Source organism: Escherichia sp. E10V5 (assembly GCF_004212315.1).
Lineage (GTDB): Bacteria > Pseudomonadota > Gammaproteobacteria > Enterobacterales > Enterobacteriaceae > Escherichia.
This window is the reverse complement of record NZ_RHJM01000015.1, coordinates 339,826-358,501: the sequence shown is the minus strand read 5'-3', so window position 1 is coordinate 358,501 and position 18,676 is coordinate 339,826. Positions and strand designations below refer to the sequence as shown.

General features: G+C 52.2%; 15 protein-coding genes. 10 read left to right on the top strand and 5 right to left on the bottom strand.

What is annotated here, in order from left to right; genetic code table 11:
- A partial coding sequence (locus D9738_RS13130; protein ID WP_240780587.1) for an autotransporter outer membrane beta-barrel domain-containing protein occupies nt 1-1,780 on the bottom strand: 1,780 nt, incomplete at its 3' end.
- A 581-nt stretch (nt 1,781-2,361) separates the two neighbouring features.
- Between D9738_RS13130 and yahO the strand changes: the two genes are divergently transcribed.
- The gene (gene yahO, locus D9738_RS13125; protein WP_130206111.1) at nt 2,362-2,637 is read left to right on the top strand and encodes a DUF1471 family periplasmic protein YahO; all 276 of its coding nucleotides are present in this window, start codon (nt 2,362-2,364) and stop codon (nt 2,635-2,637) included.
- A gap of 110 nt (nt 2,638-2,747) precedes the next feature.
- Here yahO and prpR read toward each other — a convergent pair whose 3' ends face one another.
- Nucleotides 2,748-4,334, bottom strand: coding sequence for a propionate catabolism operon regulatory protein PrpR (gene prpR, locus D9738_RS13120; RefSeq protein ID WP_130260347.1), 1,587 nt, complete (start codon nt 4,332-4,334; stop codon nt 2,748-2,750).
- Nucleotides 4,335-4,572: 238 nt separating this feature from the next.
- On the opposite strand from prpR, the gene prpB reads away from it, so the two are divergent.
- The 6 genes from prpB to codA all read left to right on the top strand — a co-directional run bounded on the left by prpB (nt 4,573) and on the right by codA (nt 12,950).
- Nucleotides 4,573-5,463 carry a methylisocitrate lyase gene (gene prpB, locus D9738_RS13115; protein ID WP_000052185.1) on the top strand — a complete coding sequence of 297 codons (891 nt, stop codon included), beginning with the start codon at nt 4,573-4,575 and terminating at the stop codon, nt 5,461-5,463.
- A gap of 44 nt (nt 5,464-5,507) precedes the next feature.
- Complete coding sequence (gene prpC, locus D9738_RS13110; RefSeq protein ID WP_130206117.1) at nt 5,508-6,677, top strand: 2-methylcitrate synthase; 1,170 nt, start codon at nt 5,508-5,510, stop codon at nt 6,675-6,677.
- Between the two features lie 33 nt (nt 6,678-6,710).
- Nucleotides 6,711-8,162, top strand: coding sequence for a 2-methylcitrate dehydratase (gene prpD / locus D9738_RS13105; protein ID WP_130260346.1), 1,452 nt, complete (start codon nt 6,711-6,713; stop codon nt 8,160-8,162).
- A gap of 39 nt (nt 8,163-8,201) precedes the next feature.
- On the top strand, nt 8,202-10,088 hold the full coding sequence (gene prpE / locus D9738_RS13100; RefSeq protein WP_130260345.1) for a propionate--CoA ligase: 1,887 nt from the start codon (nt 8,202-8,204) through the stop codon (nt 10,086-10,088).
- A gap of 329 nt (nt 10,089-10,417) precedes the next feature.
- The gene (gene codB / locus D9738_RS13095; RefSeq protein WP_000076233.1) at nt 10,418-11,677 is read left to right on the top strand and encodes a cytosine permease; all 1,260 of its coding nucleotides are present in this window, start codon (nt 10,418-10,420) and stop codon (nt 11,675-11,677) included.
- On the top strand, nt 11,667-12,950 hold the full coding sequence (codA, locus tag D9738_RS13090; protein WP_130260344.1) for a cytosine/isoguanine deaminase: 1,284 nt from the start codon (nt 11,667-11,669) through the stop codon (nt 12,948-12,950). Before codB ends, codA begins: the two co-directional genes overlap by 11 nt.
- 305 nt (nt 12,951-13,255) lie before the next feature.
- Here codA and cynR read toward each other — a convergent pair whose 3' ends face one another.
- Complete coding sequence (gene cynR, locus D9738_RS13085) at nt 13,256-14,155, bottom strand: transcriptional regulator CynR (RefSeq protein WP_130260343.1); 900 nt, start codon at nt 14,153-14,155, stop codon at nt 13,256-13,258.
- Between the two features lie 109 nt (nt 14,156-14,264).
- Between cynR and cynT the strand changes: the two genes are divergently transcribed.
- From cynT to cynX, 3 genes are read left to right on the top strand one after another with little or no spacing between them, the layout of a single operon-like run.
- On the top strand, nt 14,265-14,924 hold the full coding sequence (gene cynT / locus D9738_RS13080) for a carbonic anhydrase CynT (RefSeq protein ID WP_130206123.1): 660 nt from the start codon (nt 14,265-14,267) through the stop codon (nt 14,922-14,924).
- Nucleotides 14,925-14,954: 30 nt separating this feature from the next.
- Complete coding sequence (gene cynS, locus D9738_RS13075) at nt 14,955-15,425, top strand: cyanase (RefSeq protein WP_130206125.1); 471 nt, start codon at nt 14,955-14,957, stop codon at nt 15,423-15,425.
- A gap of 5 nt (nt 15,426-15,430) precedes the next feature.
- The gene (gene cynX, locus D9738_RS13070; RefSeq protein WP_130260342.1) at nt 15,431-16,612 is read left to right on the top strand and encodes a cyanate transporter CynX; all 1,182 of its coding nucleotides are present in this window, start codon (nt 15,431-15,433) and stop codon (nt 16,610-16,612) included.
- 102 nt (nt 16,613-16,714) lie between these two features.
- Here the strand turns inward: cynX and lacA are convergent, their stop codons facing one another.
- On the bottom strand, nt 16,715-17,326 hold the full coding sequence (gene lacA / locus D9738_RS13065; RefSeq protein WP_130260341.1) for a galactoside O-acetyltransferase: 612 nt from the start codon (nt 17,324-17,326) through the stop codon (nt 16,715-16,717).
- Nucleotides 17,327-17,391: 65 nt separating this feature from the next.
- On the bottom strand, nt 17,392-18,645 hold the full coding sequence (lacY, locus tag D9738_RS13060; RefSeq protein WP_130223311.1) for a lactose permease: 1,254 nt from the start codon (nt 18,643-18,645) through the stop codon (nt 17,392-17,394).
- Nucleotides 18,646-18,676 lie beyond the last annotated feature (31 nt).

Here is an 18,676-nt window from a genome sequence, read left to right as displayed (position 1 = left end):
GTTCCCCAGTGAGCAGGGCGGTGTATTGTGTTTCCCCCAGACGGTCATGCAGCCGGGTATTAAACAGCGTATTTGCCGCCTGAATATTGGCCAGATAGCTACCAATTTCCGGGCGATACAGATGTTTTCGTTCTGGTTGTGGAACAGATGGCGTAACAGGCGGCTCCGGTGTCACTGGCGGTTCTGGTGTTACAGGGGGCTCAGGTGTTACAGGTGGCTCAGGATCGGGGTCCGGGATGACGGGTAGTTCCGGAGTATACGGTCCTGCGGGAATTTCACTGGTTAAAAACCAGTTCTGGTTGTCGCTTTTTACCACGTTGTAGTCATAGGGACCGGCAACAATACGACCTTCTTTACTGAAAACGCCCTCTGACAGGCCGTCAACCTCGACAATTTTTATTCCTTCCAGAGTATCCGCGCCCAGACCGCCCGCATTGTTGACCATGACGCGGGCACTACCGGAAGTATCACCTTTTACGATGAGCTTATCCGTTGCGGAATTATCATCGCCTAATACAGTATGCATGACTAACAGGCCATCATTGGCAGCATAGTTGCCGTTAATGGTCAGTGTGGTCGGCGTGAACTCGTGACCCTGTTCATACGAAGACAACGTTGCTGTTCCAGCCAGCGCCAGAGTATTTAATGTTTGCGAATAAGTGTTTAAATCGAGATGGCCTTCACTGTCGACGATATAATCGGAGTTTGGGCTGAAGGTATCAACCGTGCCAGCGCGCAGACTTCCGTTGCTAATATAAGTATTACCGGTATAGATATTCGCGCCGGATAATGTGGTTGTCCCGGAACCTACCTGGTTAACCTGGCCTTTACCGTCTATGTATGAGGTCAGAACAAAATCAGCGTTGGTGTGATTAAAGTTTAATATTGAAGTGGTTGACGCATTTGTCCCCCCTAAATAAATTCGGGGAGTATTAATTGAACCAGCAGGTTGCGCAGCCTCACCTTGCGCACCTCCAATATTTAATATTCCTGTTCCGTTAGAGGAGACACCAACCCAGATATATGAATTCGCATTGATTACACCATCGTTGCTGACAGTGAGAACTCCGGTAGTATCAGAAGTAGAAGATGTGTTATATCCGCCAAGAAGTATATTTGGGGCATTCACTGTTGAATTTTTATCGGCGACCTGAACTTCTCCATAACTACTCTGGTTAGCTGACAGAGAAGAATGGGCGTCAACATACCCAATATTCAGTTGAGTCAGGGAAGTGAGTGTACCGCCGTTAGTAACAGATACTTTCCCTGTTCCCTGATCGCCAACAATAGCAATGTTAGAGGTGACTGATGAGCTTTCCCCATCAATAACCAACGTCCCCCTGGCGTCACCATAAAACTCACCAACTCTTATTGATTGCAGGCCACTTATCTTACTACCTTCTAACACGTATAACGTACCGGAGCCTTCGTTAGTGCCTAAAAAAATATTGGAGGTAGGGGTGTCGAACTGCCAGTTGGTATGGTTTGTTAAAGTGATGGAGCCTTCAGCATTATTACCAATGCTGGCTGATGAAGTGGTAAGTGAAAGATTATCAATGAGTAATGAACCATTAGAGTCTTCACCTACTTTCAATGAGTTAAAATGCTCCCATCCGGGATCGTAGCCTTCTGACGCAATGAGTTTTATCTCTTCATTATTATTAATGATAACATTACTATCTGAATTTGTAGGTGGGGTAATAGCCAAGGATACTGGCGTAAATAATATGGTAGAAATGGCTATCGCCCGTGTCGATAAGCTTTTTTTTGCTGGTTTCATATCACTCACTTTTATCCTTAAAAATTAAATGGCAAGATGTTTTTTATTGCACTGTTTTCTTCCTGAAGCCTTGTCAGGCACAAACATGCAAGTTACTAAATAAGAATATATGTAATATTAGGTGTAATAAATTTATTAAAGTGTTAGTTGTTCATTGCATTGATTGGTTTTAGTGGTTTGTAAGTTGTGTTAATGCGGGTTTTTTTATGTCGTTTAGAAAAAATACATCTAATAATCCTAAACTTTATGTAAGTGAAATAAAGAAAAAGTATGGAAATCACATCAATATATGGTTGGTGGTTTCTTGTTCAGAAAAGTAATGTGGTTCATGTGAATTTTATATTGGATTTTAGCGAATGAAGGAATTTGAGATTTTTATGAAAATTAATTTAAGGAACACCTGCGATAATTGTAGTAAGTGTTATTAAACAACAGGGAGAATGTGGCTATCGTTGAGAAAAATACAAATATATTCTCTTTTCCTATAGATTTTTCCTAACCGCTGAACTACTTATTAATCAACCCTGATGATGACTGTTAGCTTCAGGGCATTGGCCAATCACACATTATGGAGTTCATCGATGAAAACTGGAACTAAGCTCTTAGTTGGTGCGTTAGCTTTTGTTGTCACAAATGTCTATGCCGCTGAATTGATGACCAAAGCGGAATTTGAAAAAGTTGAATCGCAATATGAAAAAATAGGTGATATTTCAACCAGTAATGAAATGTCGACCGCAGATGCAAAAGAAGATCTGATCAAAAAAGCGGATGAAAAAGGTGCGGATGTGTTGGTTCTGACCTCCGGTCAGACTGACAATAAGATCCACGGCACGGCAGATCTTTATAAGAAGAAGTAATTCTGAAGCTCATGTAAACAAACCCGATGCGCACGTCTATCGGTGAACGGAATATATTGAAATTCATGTTTTTGTCGGCCGGATAAGGCGTTAACGCCGCATCCGGCAATTTAATTTTTTAGCCGCCGCCAGAACGTCGTCCGGCTGATGCCTAAATAATTCGCTGCTGCTGTTTTATCACCATTAAATTTGTCCAGTGCCTGTAGTGGTGTCAGCAAGGGGGGGGCGATGACGTTACCCGATTTTTGTGTCAGCTCTGGCAATAATTGCTGCAAAAATTGCGGCGTTAAATCTGGCGTCGGTTCCACACTTAAAAACAGCGCCAGTCGCTCCATCATATTACGCAGTTCACGAATATTGCCCGGCCAGTCGTAGCGCAACAGCACAGTTTCGCTTGCCTGTAACCCCTGGCGTAATGCGGCAGAAAACGGGGCGGAGAGCGCTGCCAGAGACACTTTCAAAAAGCTCTCTGCCAGCGGCAGAATATCCGCCACTCGCTCACGCAGTGGCGGTAATTGCAGACGCAAAATACTCAGCCGATAAAACAGATCACGGCGAAACTGCCCTTGCTGCATATCTTCTTCCAGATTGCAGTGAGTGGCGCTAATGACCCGCACATCCACCGGAACAGGCTGATGCCCGCCAACGCGGGTGACCTCTTTTTCTTCCAGCACTCGTAACAGGCGAGTCTGCAATGGCAGAGGCATTTCGCCTATCTCATCCAGAAACAGCGTGCCGCCGTGGGCGATTTCAAACAGCCCGGCGCGTCCTCCGCGTCGCGAGCCGGTAAACGCCCCTTCCTCATAGCCAAACAGCTCCGCTTCCAGCAGCGATTCGGCAATCGCCCCGCAGTTGATGGCAACAAACGGATGCGACTTTTTGCCCTGTCGCGCATCGTGGCGGGCAAAATATTCCCGATGAATCGCCTGGGCCGCCAACTCTTTGCCCGTTCCCGTTTCCCCCTCAATCAACACCGCTGCACTGGAACGGGCATAAAGCAAAATAGTCTGCCGTACCTGTTCCATCTGTGGTGATTGACCGAGCATATCGCCCAGCACGTAACGAGTACGCAGGGCGTTACGGGTGGCATCGTGAGTGTTATGGCGTAACGACATGCGCGTCATATCCAGCGCATCGCTGAACGCCTGGCGCACGGTGGCGGCGGAATAGATAAAAATTCCGGTCATTCCGGCTTCTTCTGCCAGATCGGTAATCAGCCCTGCGCCGACCACCGCTTCGGTGCCGTTGGCTTTCAGCTCGTTAATCTGCCCGCGCGCATCTTCTTCGGTAATGTAGCTACGTTGGTCGAGGCGCAAATTAAAGGTTTTTTGAAACGCCACCAGCGCCGGAATAGTTTCCTGATAGGTGACAACGCCGATAGAAGAGGTGAGTTTTCCGGCTTTTGCCAGTGCCTGTAACACATCGTAGCCGCTCGGCTTAATCAGAATCACCGGCACTGACAGGCGGCTTTTCAGGTACGCGCCGTTAGAGCCAGCAGCGATGATGGCGTCGCAGCGTTCGCTAGCCAGTTTCTTGCGGATGTAGGTCACCGCTTTTTCAAAGCCAAGCTGGATAGGGGTAATGTTCGCCAGATGATCAAACTCGAGGCTGATATCGCGAAATAACTCGAACAGCCGCGTCACCGATACCGTCCAGATAACCGGTTTGTCGTCATTCAGCCGTGGTGGATGTGCCATAGCGCACCGCAAAGTTAAGAAACCGAATATTGGGTTTAGTCTTGTTTCATAATTGTTGCAATGAAACGCGGTGAAACATTGTCTGAAACGTTAACTGAAACGCATATTTGCGGATTATTTCATGAGTTTATCTCTAACAAATTGAAATCAACCATTTAATTTTATTCAGGCAATTGTGGCACACCCCTTGCTTTGTCTTTATCAACGCAAATAACAAGTTGATAACAAAGGATGGGCTATGTCTCTACACTCTCCAGGTAAAGCGTTTCGCGCTGCACTAAGCAAAGAAACCCCGTTGCAAATTGTCGGCACCATTAACGCTAACCATGCGCTGCTGGCGCAGCGTGCCGGGTATCAGGCGATTTATCTCTCCGGCGGTGGCGTGGCGGCAGGTTCACTGGGGCTGCCCGATCTCGGTATTTCTACCCTTGATGATGTGCTGACCGATATTCGTCGTATCACCGACGTTTGTTCGCTGCCGCTGCTGGTGGATGCGGATATCGGTTTTGGCTCTTCGGCTTTTAACGTCGCCCGCACTGTGAAATCGATGATTAAAGCCGGTGCGGCAGGATTGCATATTGAAGATCAGGTTGGCGCGAAACGCTGCGGTCATCGTCCGAACAAGGCGATCGTCTCGAAAGAGGAGATGGTGGATCGGATCCGCGCGGCGGTGGATGCGAAGACCGATCCTGATTTTGTGATCATGGCGCGCACCGATGCGCTGGCGGTTGAAGGACTGGATGCAGCGATCGAACGCGCGCAGGCCTACGTTGAAGCCGGTGCCGAGATGTTGTTCCCGGAGGCGATTACCGAACTCGCCATGTACCGCCAGTTTGCCGATGCGGTGCAGGTGCCGATCCTCGCCAACATTACCGAATTTGGTGCCACGCCGCTGTTTACCACCGACGAATTACGCAGCGCTCATGTCGCGATGGCGCTGTATCCGCTTTCAGCGTTTCGCGCCATGAACCGCGCCGCCGAACATGTCTACAACGTCCTGCGCCAGGAAGGCACGCAGAAAAGCGTCATCGACACCATGCAGACCCGCAACGAGCTGTACGAAAGCATCAACTACTACCAGTACGAAGAGAAGCTCGACGACCTGTTTGCCCGTAATCAGGCGAAATAAAACACAACGAAAAATATCTCGACCCTACAAATGACGAGGACAATATGAGCGACACAACGATCCTGCAAAACAGTACCCATGTCATTAAACCGAAAAAATCGGTAGCACTTTCCGGCGTTCCGGCGGGCAATACGGCGCTCTGCACTGTGGGTAAAAGCGGCAATGACCTGCATTACCGTGGCTACGATATTCTTGATCTGGCAGAACATTGCGAATTTGAAGAAGTGGCGCATCTGCTGATCCACGGCAAACTGCCGACCCGTGACGAACTCGCCGCCTACAAAACCAAACTGAAAGCCCTGCGCGGTTTACCGGCTAACGTGCGTACCGTGCTGGAAGCTTTACCAGCGGCGTCGCACCCGATGGATGTCATGCGCACCGGCGTTTCCGCGCTCGGTTGCACGCTGCCAGAAAAAGAGGGGCACACCGTCTCTGGCGCGCGGGATATAGCCGACAAACTGTTGGCGTCGCTGAGCTCGATTCTTCTCTACTGGTATCACTACAGCCACAACGGCGAACGCATCCAGCCGGAAACCGATGACGACTCCATCGGCGGTCACTTCCTGCATCTGCTGCACGGCGAAAAGCCGTCGCAAAGCTGGGAAAAGGCGATGCAAATTTCGCTGGTGCTGTACGCCGAGCACGAGTTTAACGCCTCCACCTTTACCAGCCGGGTGATTGCGGGTACTGGCTCGGATATGTATTCCGCGATTATTGGCGCGATTGGCGCACTGCGTGGGCCGAAACACGGCGGGGCGAATGAAGTGTCGCTGGAGATCCAACAACGCTATGAAACGCCGGACGAAGCCGAAGCCGATATCCGCAAGCGGGTGGAAAACAAAGAAGTGGTCATTGGTTTCGGGCATCCGGTTTATACCATCGCAGACCCGCGTCATCAGGTGATCAAACGCGTGGCGAAGCAGCTCTCGCAGGAAGGCGGCTCGCTGAAGATGTACAACATCGCCGATCGCCTGGAAACGGTGATGTGGGAGACGAAAAAGATGTTCCCCAATCTCGACTGGTTCTCCGCTGTTTCCTACAACATGATGGGCGTTCCCACCGAGATGTTCACACCACTGTTTGTTATCGCCCGCGTCACCGGCTGGGCGGCGCACATTATCGAACAACGTCAGGACAACAAAATTATCCGTCCTTCCGCCAATTATGTTGGACCGGAAGACCGCCCGTTTGTCGCGCTGGATAAGCGCCAGTAAACCTCTACGAATAACAATAAGGAAACGTACCCAATGTCAGCTCAAATCAACAACATCCGCCCGGAATTTGATCGTGAAATCGTTGATATCGTCGATTACGTGATGAACTACGAAATCAGCTCCAGAGTGGCCTACGACACCGCTCATTACTGCCTGCTCGACACTCTCGGCTGCGGTCTTGAAGCCCTTGAATACCCGGCCTGCAAAAAACTGCTGGGGCCAATTGTCCCCGGCACCGTTGTACCTAACGGCGTGCGCGTCCCCGGAACTCAGTTCCAGCTCGACCCCGTCCAGGCGGCATTTAACATTGGCGCGATGATCCGCTGGCTCGATTTCAACGATACCTGGCTGGCGGCGGAGTGGGGCCATCCTTCCGACAACCTCGGCGGCATTCTGGCAACGGCAGACTGGCTTTCACGTAACGCAGTCGCCAGCGGCAAAGCCCCGTTAACCATGAAACAGGTGCTGACCGCAATGATTAAAGCTCATGAAATTCAGGGCTGCATTGCGCTGGAAAACTCCTTTAACCGCGTCGGCCTCGACCACGTTCTGTTAGTGAAAGTCGCTTCCACCGCCGTGGTCGCCGAAATGCTCGGCCTGACCCGCGAGGAAATTCTCAACGCCGTTTCGCTGGCGTGGGTAGATGGTCAGTCGCTGCGCACTTATCGCCATGCGCCGAACACCGGCACGCGTAAATCCTGGGCGGCGGGCGATGCTACCTCCCGCGCGGTACGTCTGGCACTGATGGCGAAAACGGGCGAAATGGGTTACCCGTCAGCCCTGACTGCGCCGGTGTGGGGCTTCTACGACGTCTCCTTTAAAGGCGAGTCGTTCCGCTTCCAGCGCCCGTACGGTTCTTACGTCATGGAAAATGTGCTGTTCAAAATCTCCTTCCCGGCGGAGTTCCACTCCCAGACGGCCGTTGAAGCAGCGATGACGCTCTATGAACAGATGCAGGCAGCCGGCAAAACGGCGGCGGATATCGAAAAAGTGACCATTCGCACCCACGAAGCCTGTATTCGCATCATCGACAAAAAAGGGCCGCTCAATAACCCGGCGGATCGCGATCACTGCATTCAGTACATGGTGGCGATCCCGCTGCTATTCGGGCGCTTAACGGCGGCAGATTACGAAGACAAGGTTGCGCAAGATAAACGCATCGACGCTCTGCGCGAGAAGATCAATTGCTTTGAAGATCCTGCGTTTACCGCTGACTACCACGACCCGGAAAAACGCGCCATCGCCAATGCCATAACCCTTGAGTTCACCGACGGCACGCGCTTTGAAGAAGTGGTGGTGGAGTACCCAATTGGTCATGCCCGTCGCCGCCAGGACGGCATTCCGAAACTAGTTGATAAATTCAAAATTAACCTCGCGCGCCAGTTCCCGACTCGCCAGCAGCAGCGCATTCTGGAGGTTTCTCTCGACAGAACTCGCCTCGAACAGATGCCGGTCAATGAGTATCTCGACCTGTACGTCATTTAAGTAAACGGCGGTAAGGCGTAAGTTCAACAGGAGAGCATTATGTCTTTTAGCGAATTTTATCAGCGTTCGATTAACGAACCGGAGCAGTTCTGGGCCGAGCAGGCCCGGCGTATTGACTGGCAGACGCCCTTTACGCAAACGCTCGATCACAGCAATCCGCCGTTTGCCCGTTGGTTTTGTGAAGGCCGAACCAACTTGTGTCACAACGCTATCGATCGCTGGCTGGAGAAACAGCCAGAGGCGCTGGCGCTGATTGCCGTCTCTTCGGAAACAGAAGAAGAGCGCACCTTTACCTTTCGCCAGCTGCATGACGAAGTGAACGCGGTGGCGTCAATGCTGCGCTCGCTGGGCGTGCAGCGTGGCGATCGGGTGCTGGTGTATATGCCGATGATTGCCGAAGCGCATATTACCCTGCTGGCCTGCGCGCGCATTGGTGCTATTCACTCGGTGGTGTTTGGTGGATTTGCTTCGCACAGCGTGGCGGCGCGAATTGATGACGCTAAACCGGTGCTGATTGTCTCGGCAGATGCCGGAGCGCGCGGTGGCAAAATCATTCCCTATAAAAAATTGCTCGACGATGCGATAAGTCAGGCACAGCATCAGCCGCGCCACGTTTTGCTGGTGGATCGCGGGCTGGCGAAAATGCCGCGTGTTAGTGGGCGGGATGTCGATTTCGCGTCGTTGCGCCATCAACACATCGGCGCGCGGGTGCCGGTGGCGTGGCTGGAATCCAACGAAACCTCCTGCATTCTCTACACCTCCGGCACGACCGGCAAACCTAAAGGCGTGCAGCGTGACGTCGGCGGTTATGCGGTGGCGCTGGCGACCTCGATGGACACCATTTTTGGCGGCAAAGCGGGCGGCGTCTTCTTCTGTGCCTCGGATATCGGCTGGGTGGTAGGGCATTCGTATATCGTCTACGCGCCGCTGTTGGCGGGGATGGCGACCATTGTTTACGAAGGATTGCCGACCTGGCCGGACTGCGGTGTGTGGTGGAAAATCGTCGAGAAATATCAGGTTAGCCGCATGTTCTCAGCGCCGACCGCTATTCGCGTGCTGAAAAAATTCCCTACCGCCGAAATTCGCAAACACGATCTCTCGTCGCTGGAAGTGCTCTATCTGGCTGGAGAACCGCTGGACGAGCCGACCGCCAGTTGGGTGAGCAATACGCTGGATGTGCCGGTCATCGACAACTACTGGCAGACCGAATCCGGCTGGCCGATTATGGCGATTGCTCGCGGTCTGGACGACAGGCCGACGCGTCTGGGAAGCCCTGGTGTGCCGATGTATGGCTATAACGTGCAGTTGCTCAATGAAGTCACCGGTGAACCGTGCGGCGTCAACGAGAAAGGGATGCTGGTGGTGGAAGGGCCGCTGCCGCCGGGCTGTATTCAAACCATCTGGGGCGACGACGACCGCTTTGTGAAGACTTACTGGTCGTTGTTTTCCCGCCCGGTGTACGCCACCTTTGACTGGGGCATCCGCGATGCTGACGGTTATCACTTTATTCTCGGGCGCACTGATGACGTGATTAACGTTGCCGGGCATCGGCTGGGGACGCGTGAGATTGAGGAGAGTATCTCCAGTCATCCTGGCGTTGCCGAAGTGGCGGTGGTTGGGGTGAAAGATGCGCTGAAAGGGCAGGTAGCGGTGGCGTTTGTCATTCCGAAAGAGAGCGACAGTCTGGATGACCGCGAGGTGGCGCACTCGCAAGAGAAGGCGATTATGGCGCTGGTGGACAGCCAGATTGGCAACTTTGGCCGCCCGGCGCACGTCTGGTTTGTCTCGCAATTGCCGAAAACGCGATCCGGAAAAATGCTGCGCCGCACGATCCAGGCGATTTGCGAAGGACGCGATCCTGGGGATCTGACGACCATTGATGATCCTGCGTCGTTGGATCAGATCCGCCAGGCGATGGAAGAGTAAGTTATTGTCGGATGCGTCGTGTGGCGCATCCGACACCATGCGCAGATGCCTGATGCGACGCTGACGCGTCTTATCATGCCTACAGACCTGAACCGTCGGTCGGATAAGGCGCTCGCGCCGCATCCGACAGCCGTGTGCCGATGCCTGATGCAACTCTCGCGCGTCTTATCATGCCTACCCACTGTTTTTACACAGATAAGTTTTCCCCCACCTTTTCGCACTCATTCATATAAAAAATATATTTCCCCACGAAAACGATTGCTTTTTATTTTCAGATGAATAGAATGCGGCGGATTTTTTGGGTTTCAAACAGCAAACGGAGGAATTTCGTGTCGCAAGATAACAACTTTAGCCAGGGGCCAGTCCCGCAGTCGGCGCGGAAAGGGGTATTGGCATTGACGTTCGTCATGCTGGGATTAACCTTCTTTTCCGCCAGTATGTGGACCGGCGGTACTCTCGGAACCGGTCTTAGCTACCATGATTTCTTCCTCGCAGTCCTCATCGGTAATCTTCTCCTCGGTATTTACACTTCATTTCTTGGTTACATTGGCGCAAAAACCGGCCTGACCACTCATCTTCTTGCTCGTTTCTCGTTTGGTGTTAAAGGCTCATGGCTGCCTTCACTGCTGCTGGGAGGCACCCAGGTTGGCTGGTTCGGCGTTGGCGTGGCAATGTTTGCCATTCCGGTGGGCAAGGCAACCGGGCTGGATATTAATTTGCTGATTGCCGTCTCCGGTTTACTGATGACCGTCACCGTCTTCTTTGGCATTTCGGCGCTGACGGTTCTTTCGGTGATTGCGGTTCCGGCTATCGCCTGCCTTGGCGGTTATTCCGTGTGGCTGGCCGTTAACGGCATGGGCGGCCTGGACGCATTAAAAGCGGTCGTTCCCGCACAACCGTTAGATTTCAATGTCGCGCTGGCGCTGGTTGTGGGGTCATTTATCAGTGCGGGTACGCTCACCGCTGATTTTGTCCGCTTTGGTCGCAATGCCAAACTGGCGGTGCTGGTGGCGATGGTGGCCTTTTTCCTCGGCAACTCGTTGATGTTTATTTTCGGTGCAGCGGGCGCTGCGGCACTGGGCATGGCAGATATCTCTGATGTGATGATTGCTCAGGGCCTGCTGCTGCCTGCGATTGTGGTGCTGGGGCTGAATATCTGGACCACCAACGATAACGCGCTGTATGCGTCGGGTTTAGGTTTCGCCAACATTACCGGTATGTCGAGCAAAACCCTTTCGGTGATTAACGGTATTATCGGTACGGTCTGCGCATTATGGCTGTATAACAATTTTGTCGGCTGGCTGACCTTCCTTTCGGCAGCTATTCCTCCGGTGGGCGGCGTGATTATCGCCGACTATCTGATGAACCGTCGCCGCTATGAGCACTTTGCGACCACGCGTATGATGAGTGTCAATTGGGTGGCGATTCTGGCGGTCGCGCTGGGGATTGCCGCAGGCCACTGGTTACCGGGAATTGTTCCGGTCAACGCGGTATTAGGTGGCGCGCTGAGCTATCTGATCCTTAACCCGATTTTGAATCGTAAAACGACAGCTGCAATGACGCATGTGGAGGCTAACAGTGTCGAATAACGCTTTACAAACAATTATTAACGCCCGGTTACCCGGCAAAGAGGGGCTGTGGCAGATTCATCTGCAGGACGGAAAAATCAGCGCCATTGATGCGCAATCCGGTGTGATGCCCATAACTGAAAACAGCCTGGATGCCGAACAAGGTTTAGTTTTACCGCCGTTTGTGGAGCCGCATATTCACCTGGACACCACGCAAACCGCCGGACAACCGAACTGGAATCAGTCCGGCACGCTGTTTGAAGGCATTGAACGCTGGGCCGAGCGCAAAGCGTTATTAACCCATGACGATGTGAAACAACGCGCCTGGCAAACGCTGAAATGGCAGATTGCCAACGGCATTCAGCATGTGCGTACCCATGTCGATGTTTCGGATGCAACCCTGACTGCGCTGAAAGCAATGCTGGAAGTGAAGCAGGAAGTCGCGCCGTGGATTGATCTGCAAATCGTCGCTTTCCCGCAGGAAGGGATTTTGTCGTATCCCAACGGTGAAGCGTTGCTGGAAGAGGCGTTACGCTTAGGGGCAGACGTTGTTGGGGCGATTCCGCATTTTGAATTTACCCGTGAATACGGCGTGGAGTCGCTGCATAAAACCTTCGCCCTGGCGCAAAAATACGACCGTCTCATCGACGTTCACTGTGACGAGATTGATGACGAACAGTCGCGCTTTGTCGAAACCGTTGCCGCCCTGGCGCACCGTGAAGGCATGGGCGCGCGAGTCACCGCCAGCCACACCACGGCAATGCACTCCTATAACGGGGCGTATACCTCACGCTTGTTCCGCTTGCTGAAAATGTCCGGTATTAACTTTGTCGCCAACCCGCTGGTCAATATTCATCTGCAAGGGCGTTTCGATACGTATCCAAAACGTCGCGGCATCACGCGCGTTAAAGAGATGCTAGAGTCTGGCATTAACGTCTGCTTTGGTCACGATGATGTCTTCGATCCGTGGTATCCGCTGGGAACGGCGAATATGCTGCAAGTGCTGCATATGGGGCTGCATGTTTGTCAGTTGATGGGCTACGGGCAAATTAACGATGGCCTGAATTTGATCACCCACCACAGCGCCAGAACGTTGAATTTGCAGGATTATGGCATTGCCGCCGGAAACAGCGCTAACCTGATTATCCTGCCGGCTGAAAATGGGTTTGACGCGCTGCGCCGTCAGGTTCCGGTACGTTATTCGGTACGTGGCGGTAAAGTGATCGCCAGTACACAACCGGCACAAACCACCGTGTATCTGGAGCAGCCAGAAGCCATCGATTACAAACGATAATCGACTGGGTTACAGCGAGCGTAGTTTATGCCGGATGCGGCGTGAACGCCTTGCACTGAACTCGTAGGCCTGATAAGCGTAGCGCATCAGGCAATTCCAGCCGCTGACCTGTGTCAGCGGCTACCGTGATTCATTCCCGCCAACATCCGCGTATTCATCCAACGCCATGTGCAAAAATGCCTTCGCGGCGGCTGTCTGCCAGCTGTAGTTTATGCCCGGATGCGGCGTGAACGCCTTGCACTGAACTCGTAGGCCTGATAAGCGTAGCGCATCAGGCAATTCCAGCCGCTGACCTGTGTCAGTGGCTACCGTGATTCATTCCCGCCAACATCCGCGTATTCATCCAACGCCATGTGCAAAAATGCCTTCGCGGCGGCTGTCTGCCAGCTATTTTTCCGCCGCAACAAAACCGCCGTTCTCTCCAGTAGTGGCGGGGCAAGAGAAATCGCTTTAAGCCCATCATGTTGTGTGGCAATCGCCGCAGGCAGCAAGGTGGAAAGAGAAGTGCGGCGAATCAGCTCCAGAACCGCGCTAATTGAGTTCGCCTCTATCACCACTTGTGGATGCAGCCCCGCTTTCTCGCAGTAGTGGTCAATTTGCTCTCTGGTGGCAAATTCCGCGCTGAGCAGCACCAGTTTTTCATCATGCAAGCGACTCAATGCCACCTGTTCCTGGTCAGCCAGCGGATGATGTTTCGCCACCACCAACGCTAAACTTTCTGTCAGTAAAGGAATTGCCTCCAGCTCCGGCGAATGCACAGGCGCGAAGGCAATCCCAACGTCCAGCTCGTCGCGACAAAGCATATCTTCGATTTTCTCCTGCGACATTTCCTGTAGCTGGAGCGTGATGCCGGGGTAGCGCGCATAGAAATCCGCCATTAAGGGGCCGATAAAGTAGCTCGTAAAGGTGGGGGTGACGGCGATACGCAGCGATCCTCGCGTCAGATCGGCAACATCATGAATCGCCCGTTTACCCGCCCCCAGTTCCTGTAACGCCCGGCTGGCGTACTGTCGCCAGACTTCCCCCGCATCAGTGAGACGAATCGTTCGCCCGCTACGGTCAAACAGCGGCACGCCTAAACTCTCCTCTAACTGGCGAATCTGCTGGGAAAGCGCAGGCTGGGAGACGTGCAACGCGCTGGCGGCACGGGTGAAGCTGCCATGTTCAGCCACGGCAAGAAAGTAATTGATATGTCGAGAGAGCATTCACCAACCTATAAGTAAATCCAATAGAACTCATCATAAATGAGTCTTTTACCTTATGACAATCGGCGAGTAGTCTGCCTCTCATTCCAGAGACAGACAGAGGTTAACGGTGAAAGAGATTATTGATGGATTCCTTAAATTCCAGCGCGAGGCATTTCCTGAGCGGGAAGCCTTGTTTAAACAGCTGGCGACACAGCAAAGCCCGCGCACACTTTTTATCTCATGCTCCGATAGCCGTCTGGTCCCTGAGCTGGTGACGCAACGTGAGCCTGGCGATCTGTTCGTTATTCGCAATGCGGGCAATATCGTCCCTTCCTACGGGCCGGAACCCGGTGGCGTTTCTGCTTCGGTGGAGTATGCCGTCGCTGCGCTTCGGGTATCTGACATTGTGATTTGTGGTCATTCCAACTGTGGCGCGATGACCGCCATTGCCAGCTGTCAGTGCATGGACCATATGCCTGCCGTCTCCCACTGGCTGCGTTATGCCGATTCTGCCCGCGTCGTTAATGAGGCGCGCCCGCATCCCGATTTACCGTCAAAAGCTGCGGCGATGGTACGTGAAAACGTCATTGCTCAGTTGGCTAATTTGCAAACTCATCCATCGGTGCGCCTGGCGCTCGAAGAGGGGCGGATCGCCCTGCACGGCTGGGTCTACGACATTGAAAGCGGCAGCATCGCAGCTTTTGACGGCGCAACCCGCCAGTTTGTGCCACTGGCAGCTAATCCTCGCGTTTGTGCCATACCGCTACGCCAGCCGACCGCAGCGTAACCTTATTTTTAAACCATCAGGAGATCCACCATGATTCAGTCGCAAATTAACCGCAATATTCGTCTTGATCTTGCCGATGCCATTTTGCTCAGCAAAGCTAAAAAAGATCTCTCATTTGCCGAGATTGCCGATGGCACCGGTCTGGCAGAAGCCTTCGTAACCGCGGCTTTGCTGGGTCAGCAGGCGCTTCCTGCCGACGCCGCCCGCCTGGTCGGGGCGAAACTGGATCTCGACGAAGACGCCATTCTGTTATTACAAACTGTGCCACTGCGTGGCTGCATTGATGACCGTATTCCAACCGACCCAACGATGTATCGTTTCTATGAAATGTTGCAGGTGTACGGCACAACCCTGAAAGCGTTGGTTCATGAGAAGTTTGGCGATGGCATTATCAGCGCGATTAACTTCAAACTCGACGTTAAGAAAGTGGCGGACCCGGAAGGTGGCGAACGTGCGGTCATCACCTTAGATGGTAAATATCTGCCGACCAAACCGTTCTGACAGTCATGCGCGACCATCAAAAGACGTTCACGATGCTGTTGGTTCTAGTGCTGATTGGTCTTAATATGCGACCACTGCTCACCTCCGTCGGGCCACTGCTACCGCAATTGCGCCAGGCGAGCGGAATGAGCTTTAGCGTGGCTGCCCTGTTGACCGCTCTGCCGGTGGTCACCATGGGCGGGCTGGCACTGGCCGGAAGCTGGCTTCATCAGCGTGTCAGCGAACGTCGCAGCGTCGCCATCAGTTTGTTGCTGATTGCCGTCGGTGCATTGATGCGTGAGCTTTACCCCCAAAGTGCGCTGCTGCTTAGCAGCGCACTGCTTGGTGGGGTGGGGATCGGTATCATTCAGGCGGTGATGCCTTCGGTGATTAAACGGCGGTTTCAGCAGCGCACGCCACTGGTGATGGGGCTGTGGTCCGCGGCTCTGATGGGCGGCGGTGGACTTGGTGCTGCCCTGACGCCCTGGTTAGTTCAACATAGCGAAACCTGGTATCAAACACTCGCCTGGTGGGCGCTGCCTGCCGTTGTTGCGCTTTTTGCCTGGTGGTGGCAAAGCGCCCGCGAAGTCGCCTCTTCTCACAAGACAACAACCACTCCGGTTCGCGTGGTATTCACTCCCCGCGCGTGGACGCTGGGCCTTTACTTCGGTCTGATTAACGGCGGTTACGCCAGCCTGATTGCCTGGTTACCCGCTTTCTATATTGAGATTGGTGCCAGCGCGCAGTACAGCGGTTCCTTGCTGGCGTTGATGACGCTTGGGCAAGCCGCAGGGGCATTGCTAATGCCTGCTATGGCTCGCCATCAGGACCGACGCAAACTGTTAATGCTGGCGCTGGTGTTACAACTGGTGGGTTTCTGCGGCTTTATCTGGCTGCCGCTGCAATTGCCGGTATTGTGGGCGATGGTGTGTGGTTTAGGTCTGGGCGGCGCGTTTCCGCTCTGTTTGCTGCTGGCGCTCGACCACTCTGTGCAACCGACTATTGCTGGCAAGCTGGTGGCGTTTATGCAGGGGATTGGTTTTGTCATTGCCGGGCTTGCCCCCTGGTTTTCTGGCGTGCTGCGTAGTATCAGTGGCAATTACCTGATGGACTGGGCGTTTCATGCGCTATGCGTCGTTGGGCTGATGATCATAACCCTGCGCTTTGCACCAGCACGTTTTCCGCAGCTGTGGGTCAAAGAGGCATGATGCGACGCTTGTTCCTGCGCTTTGTTCATGCCGGATGCGGCCAACGTAGATCACTGAATTTGTAGGCCTGATAAGCAAAGCGCATCAGGCAATTTTTATAATTTAAAGTGACGATTCAACTTTGTAATCTTTGTAATAATATTGCTTATCCCGGTCGTTTATTTCGCGAATAACCCGACAAGGAACGCCAGCAGCCACGACGTTTGGTGGAATGTCTTTTGTGACGACACTACCCGCGCCAATAACAGAATTATCCCCGATGGTGACGCCTGGATTAATGACCACATGACTCCCGATCCAGACATTATTGCCAATCGTTATCGGAAAAGAGTACATCTCTCCATTTTTTCTCAATTCATGGTGTACAGGGTGTCCCGTAACGGAAAGAGTAACGTTGGGTGCAATCAGTACGTTATCACCGATTGTTACCGTGTAGTCATCGACAATGGTTAAATTGAAATTTGCGTAAAAATTGCGGCCTATATGGATGTTGGAACCATAAGAAAAATAGACGGGAGGTTCTACCCAGGCGTTTTCTCCTACCGTGGCAAACATTTCTTTAATCAGGCTTTCCCTTTTTTCAACTTCTGATGGATGCGAGTGATTAAACTCATACATTAACGTTTTCCCACGAAGTCTTTTTTCAGGTAAGCCTTCGCACATATCGGTAAATAGCTTGCCTGCTTTTATTCTTTCGGTCATTGGCATGTTCATTTTGATCATTCCGTCCTGATATGTTGGTCGGATAAGGCGCTCGCGCCCCATCCGACATTAATTGCTTAAGCGACTTCATTCACCTGGCGACGCAGTAGAGAAAGCGGGCCGGGGCCGCTAAGTGTGAACACGGAAATCAAGGTGAAGCCCAGCGCCACCAGACCCAGCACCAGATAAGCACCCTGGAAACCGATGCTTTCATACATATTGCCCGCCAGTACAGACATAAAAATCATCGCCAGCTGCTTAAAGAAGCAGAAACAGACCAGATAAATCGTCGCTGAAAAACGCACTTCAAACTGGCTGGTAATATATTTAAAGCAGCCCACCAGCAGGAACGGTACTTCAAACATATGCAGCGTTTTCAGAATGACCACTTCCAGCGCTGAAGTGGCGAACGATGAGCCAATAATGCGTACAGACATAATAGTGCCAGCCAGCAGCAGGGCGTTTTTCCCACCGATGCGATTAATAATCAGCGGCGCAAAGAACATAATCGAGGCGTTAAGTAATTCGCCCATTGTCGTTACGTAGCCAAATACCCGCGTCCCCTGTTCACTGGAGGTAAAAAACGAAGTAAAGAAATTAGCAAACTGTTGGTCAAAAACATCGTAGGTACAGGAAACGCCAATAACATACAGCGACAAAAACCACAGTTTGGGCTGTCTGAACAATTCCAGTGCCAGCTTAAGGCTAAATGCAGAATGGTTGGCGCCTACGGCATTGGCAACCGTGGCGGAAGAAGGGGCATCCGTTCTGGCAAAAAAGAGCAAAACGGCGAGGATGAGCGCACAGCCAGAACCCAGCCAGAAAACAAACTGGTTATTGATGGTGAACATGATGCCGACAATCGAGGCACACAGCGCCCAGCCAACACAGCCAAACATCCGCGCGCGACCAAATTCGAAATTACTGCGACGGCTGACTTTCTCGATAAATGCCTCTACTGCTGGCGCACCGGCGTTAAAACAAAAGCCAAGATAAATACCACCAACAATCGACCCTACTAAAATGTTGTACTGTAACAGCGGGCCGAAGATAAAAATAAAGAACGGCGCAAACATCACTAACATGCCGGTAATAATCCATAGCAGGTATTTGCGCAGCCCGAGTTTGTCAGAAAGCAGACCAAACAGTGGTTGAAATAACAGGGAGAACAGAGAAATAGCGGCAAAAATTATTCCGGTATCACTTTTGCTGATATGGTTGATGTCATGTAGCCAAATCGGGAAAAACGGGAAATAGGCACCCATGATAAAAAAGTAAAAGAAAAAGAATAAGCCGAACATCCAAAAGTTTGTGTTTTTTAAATAGAACATAATGGATTTCCTTACGCTAAATACGGGCAGA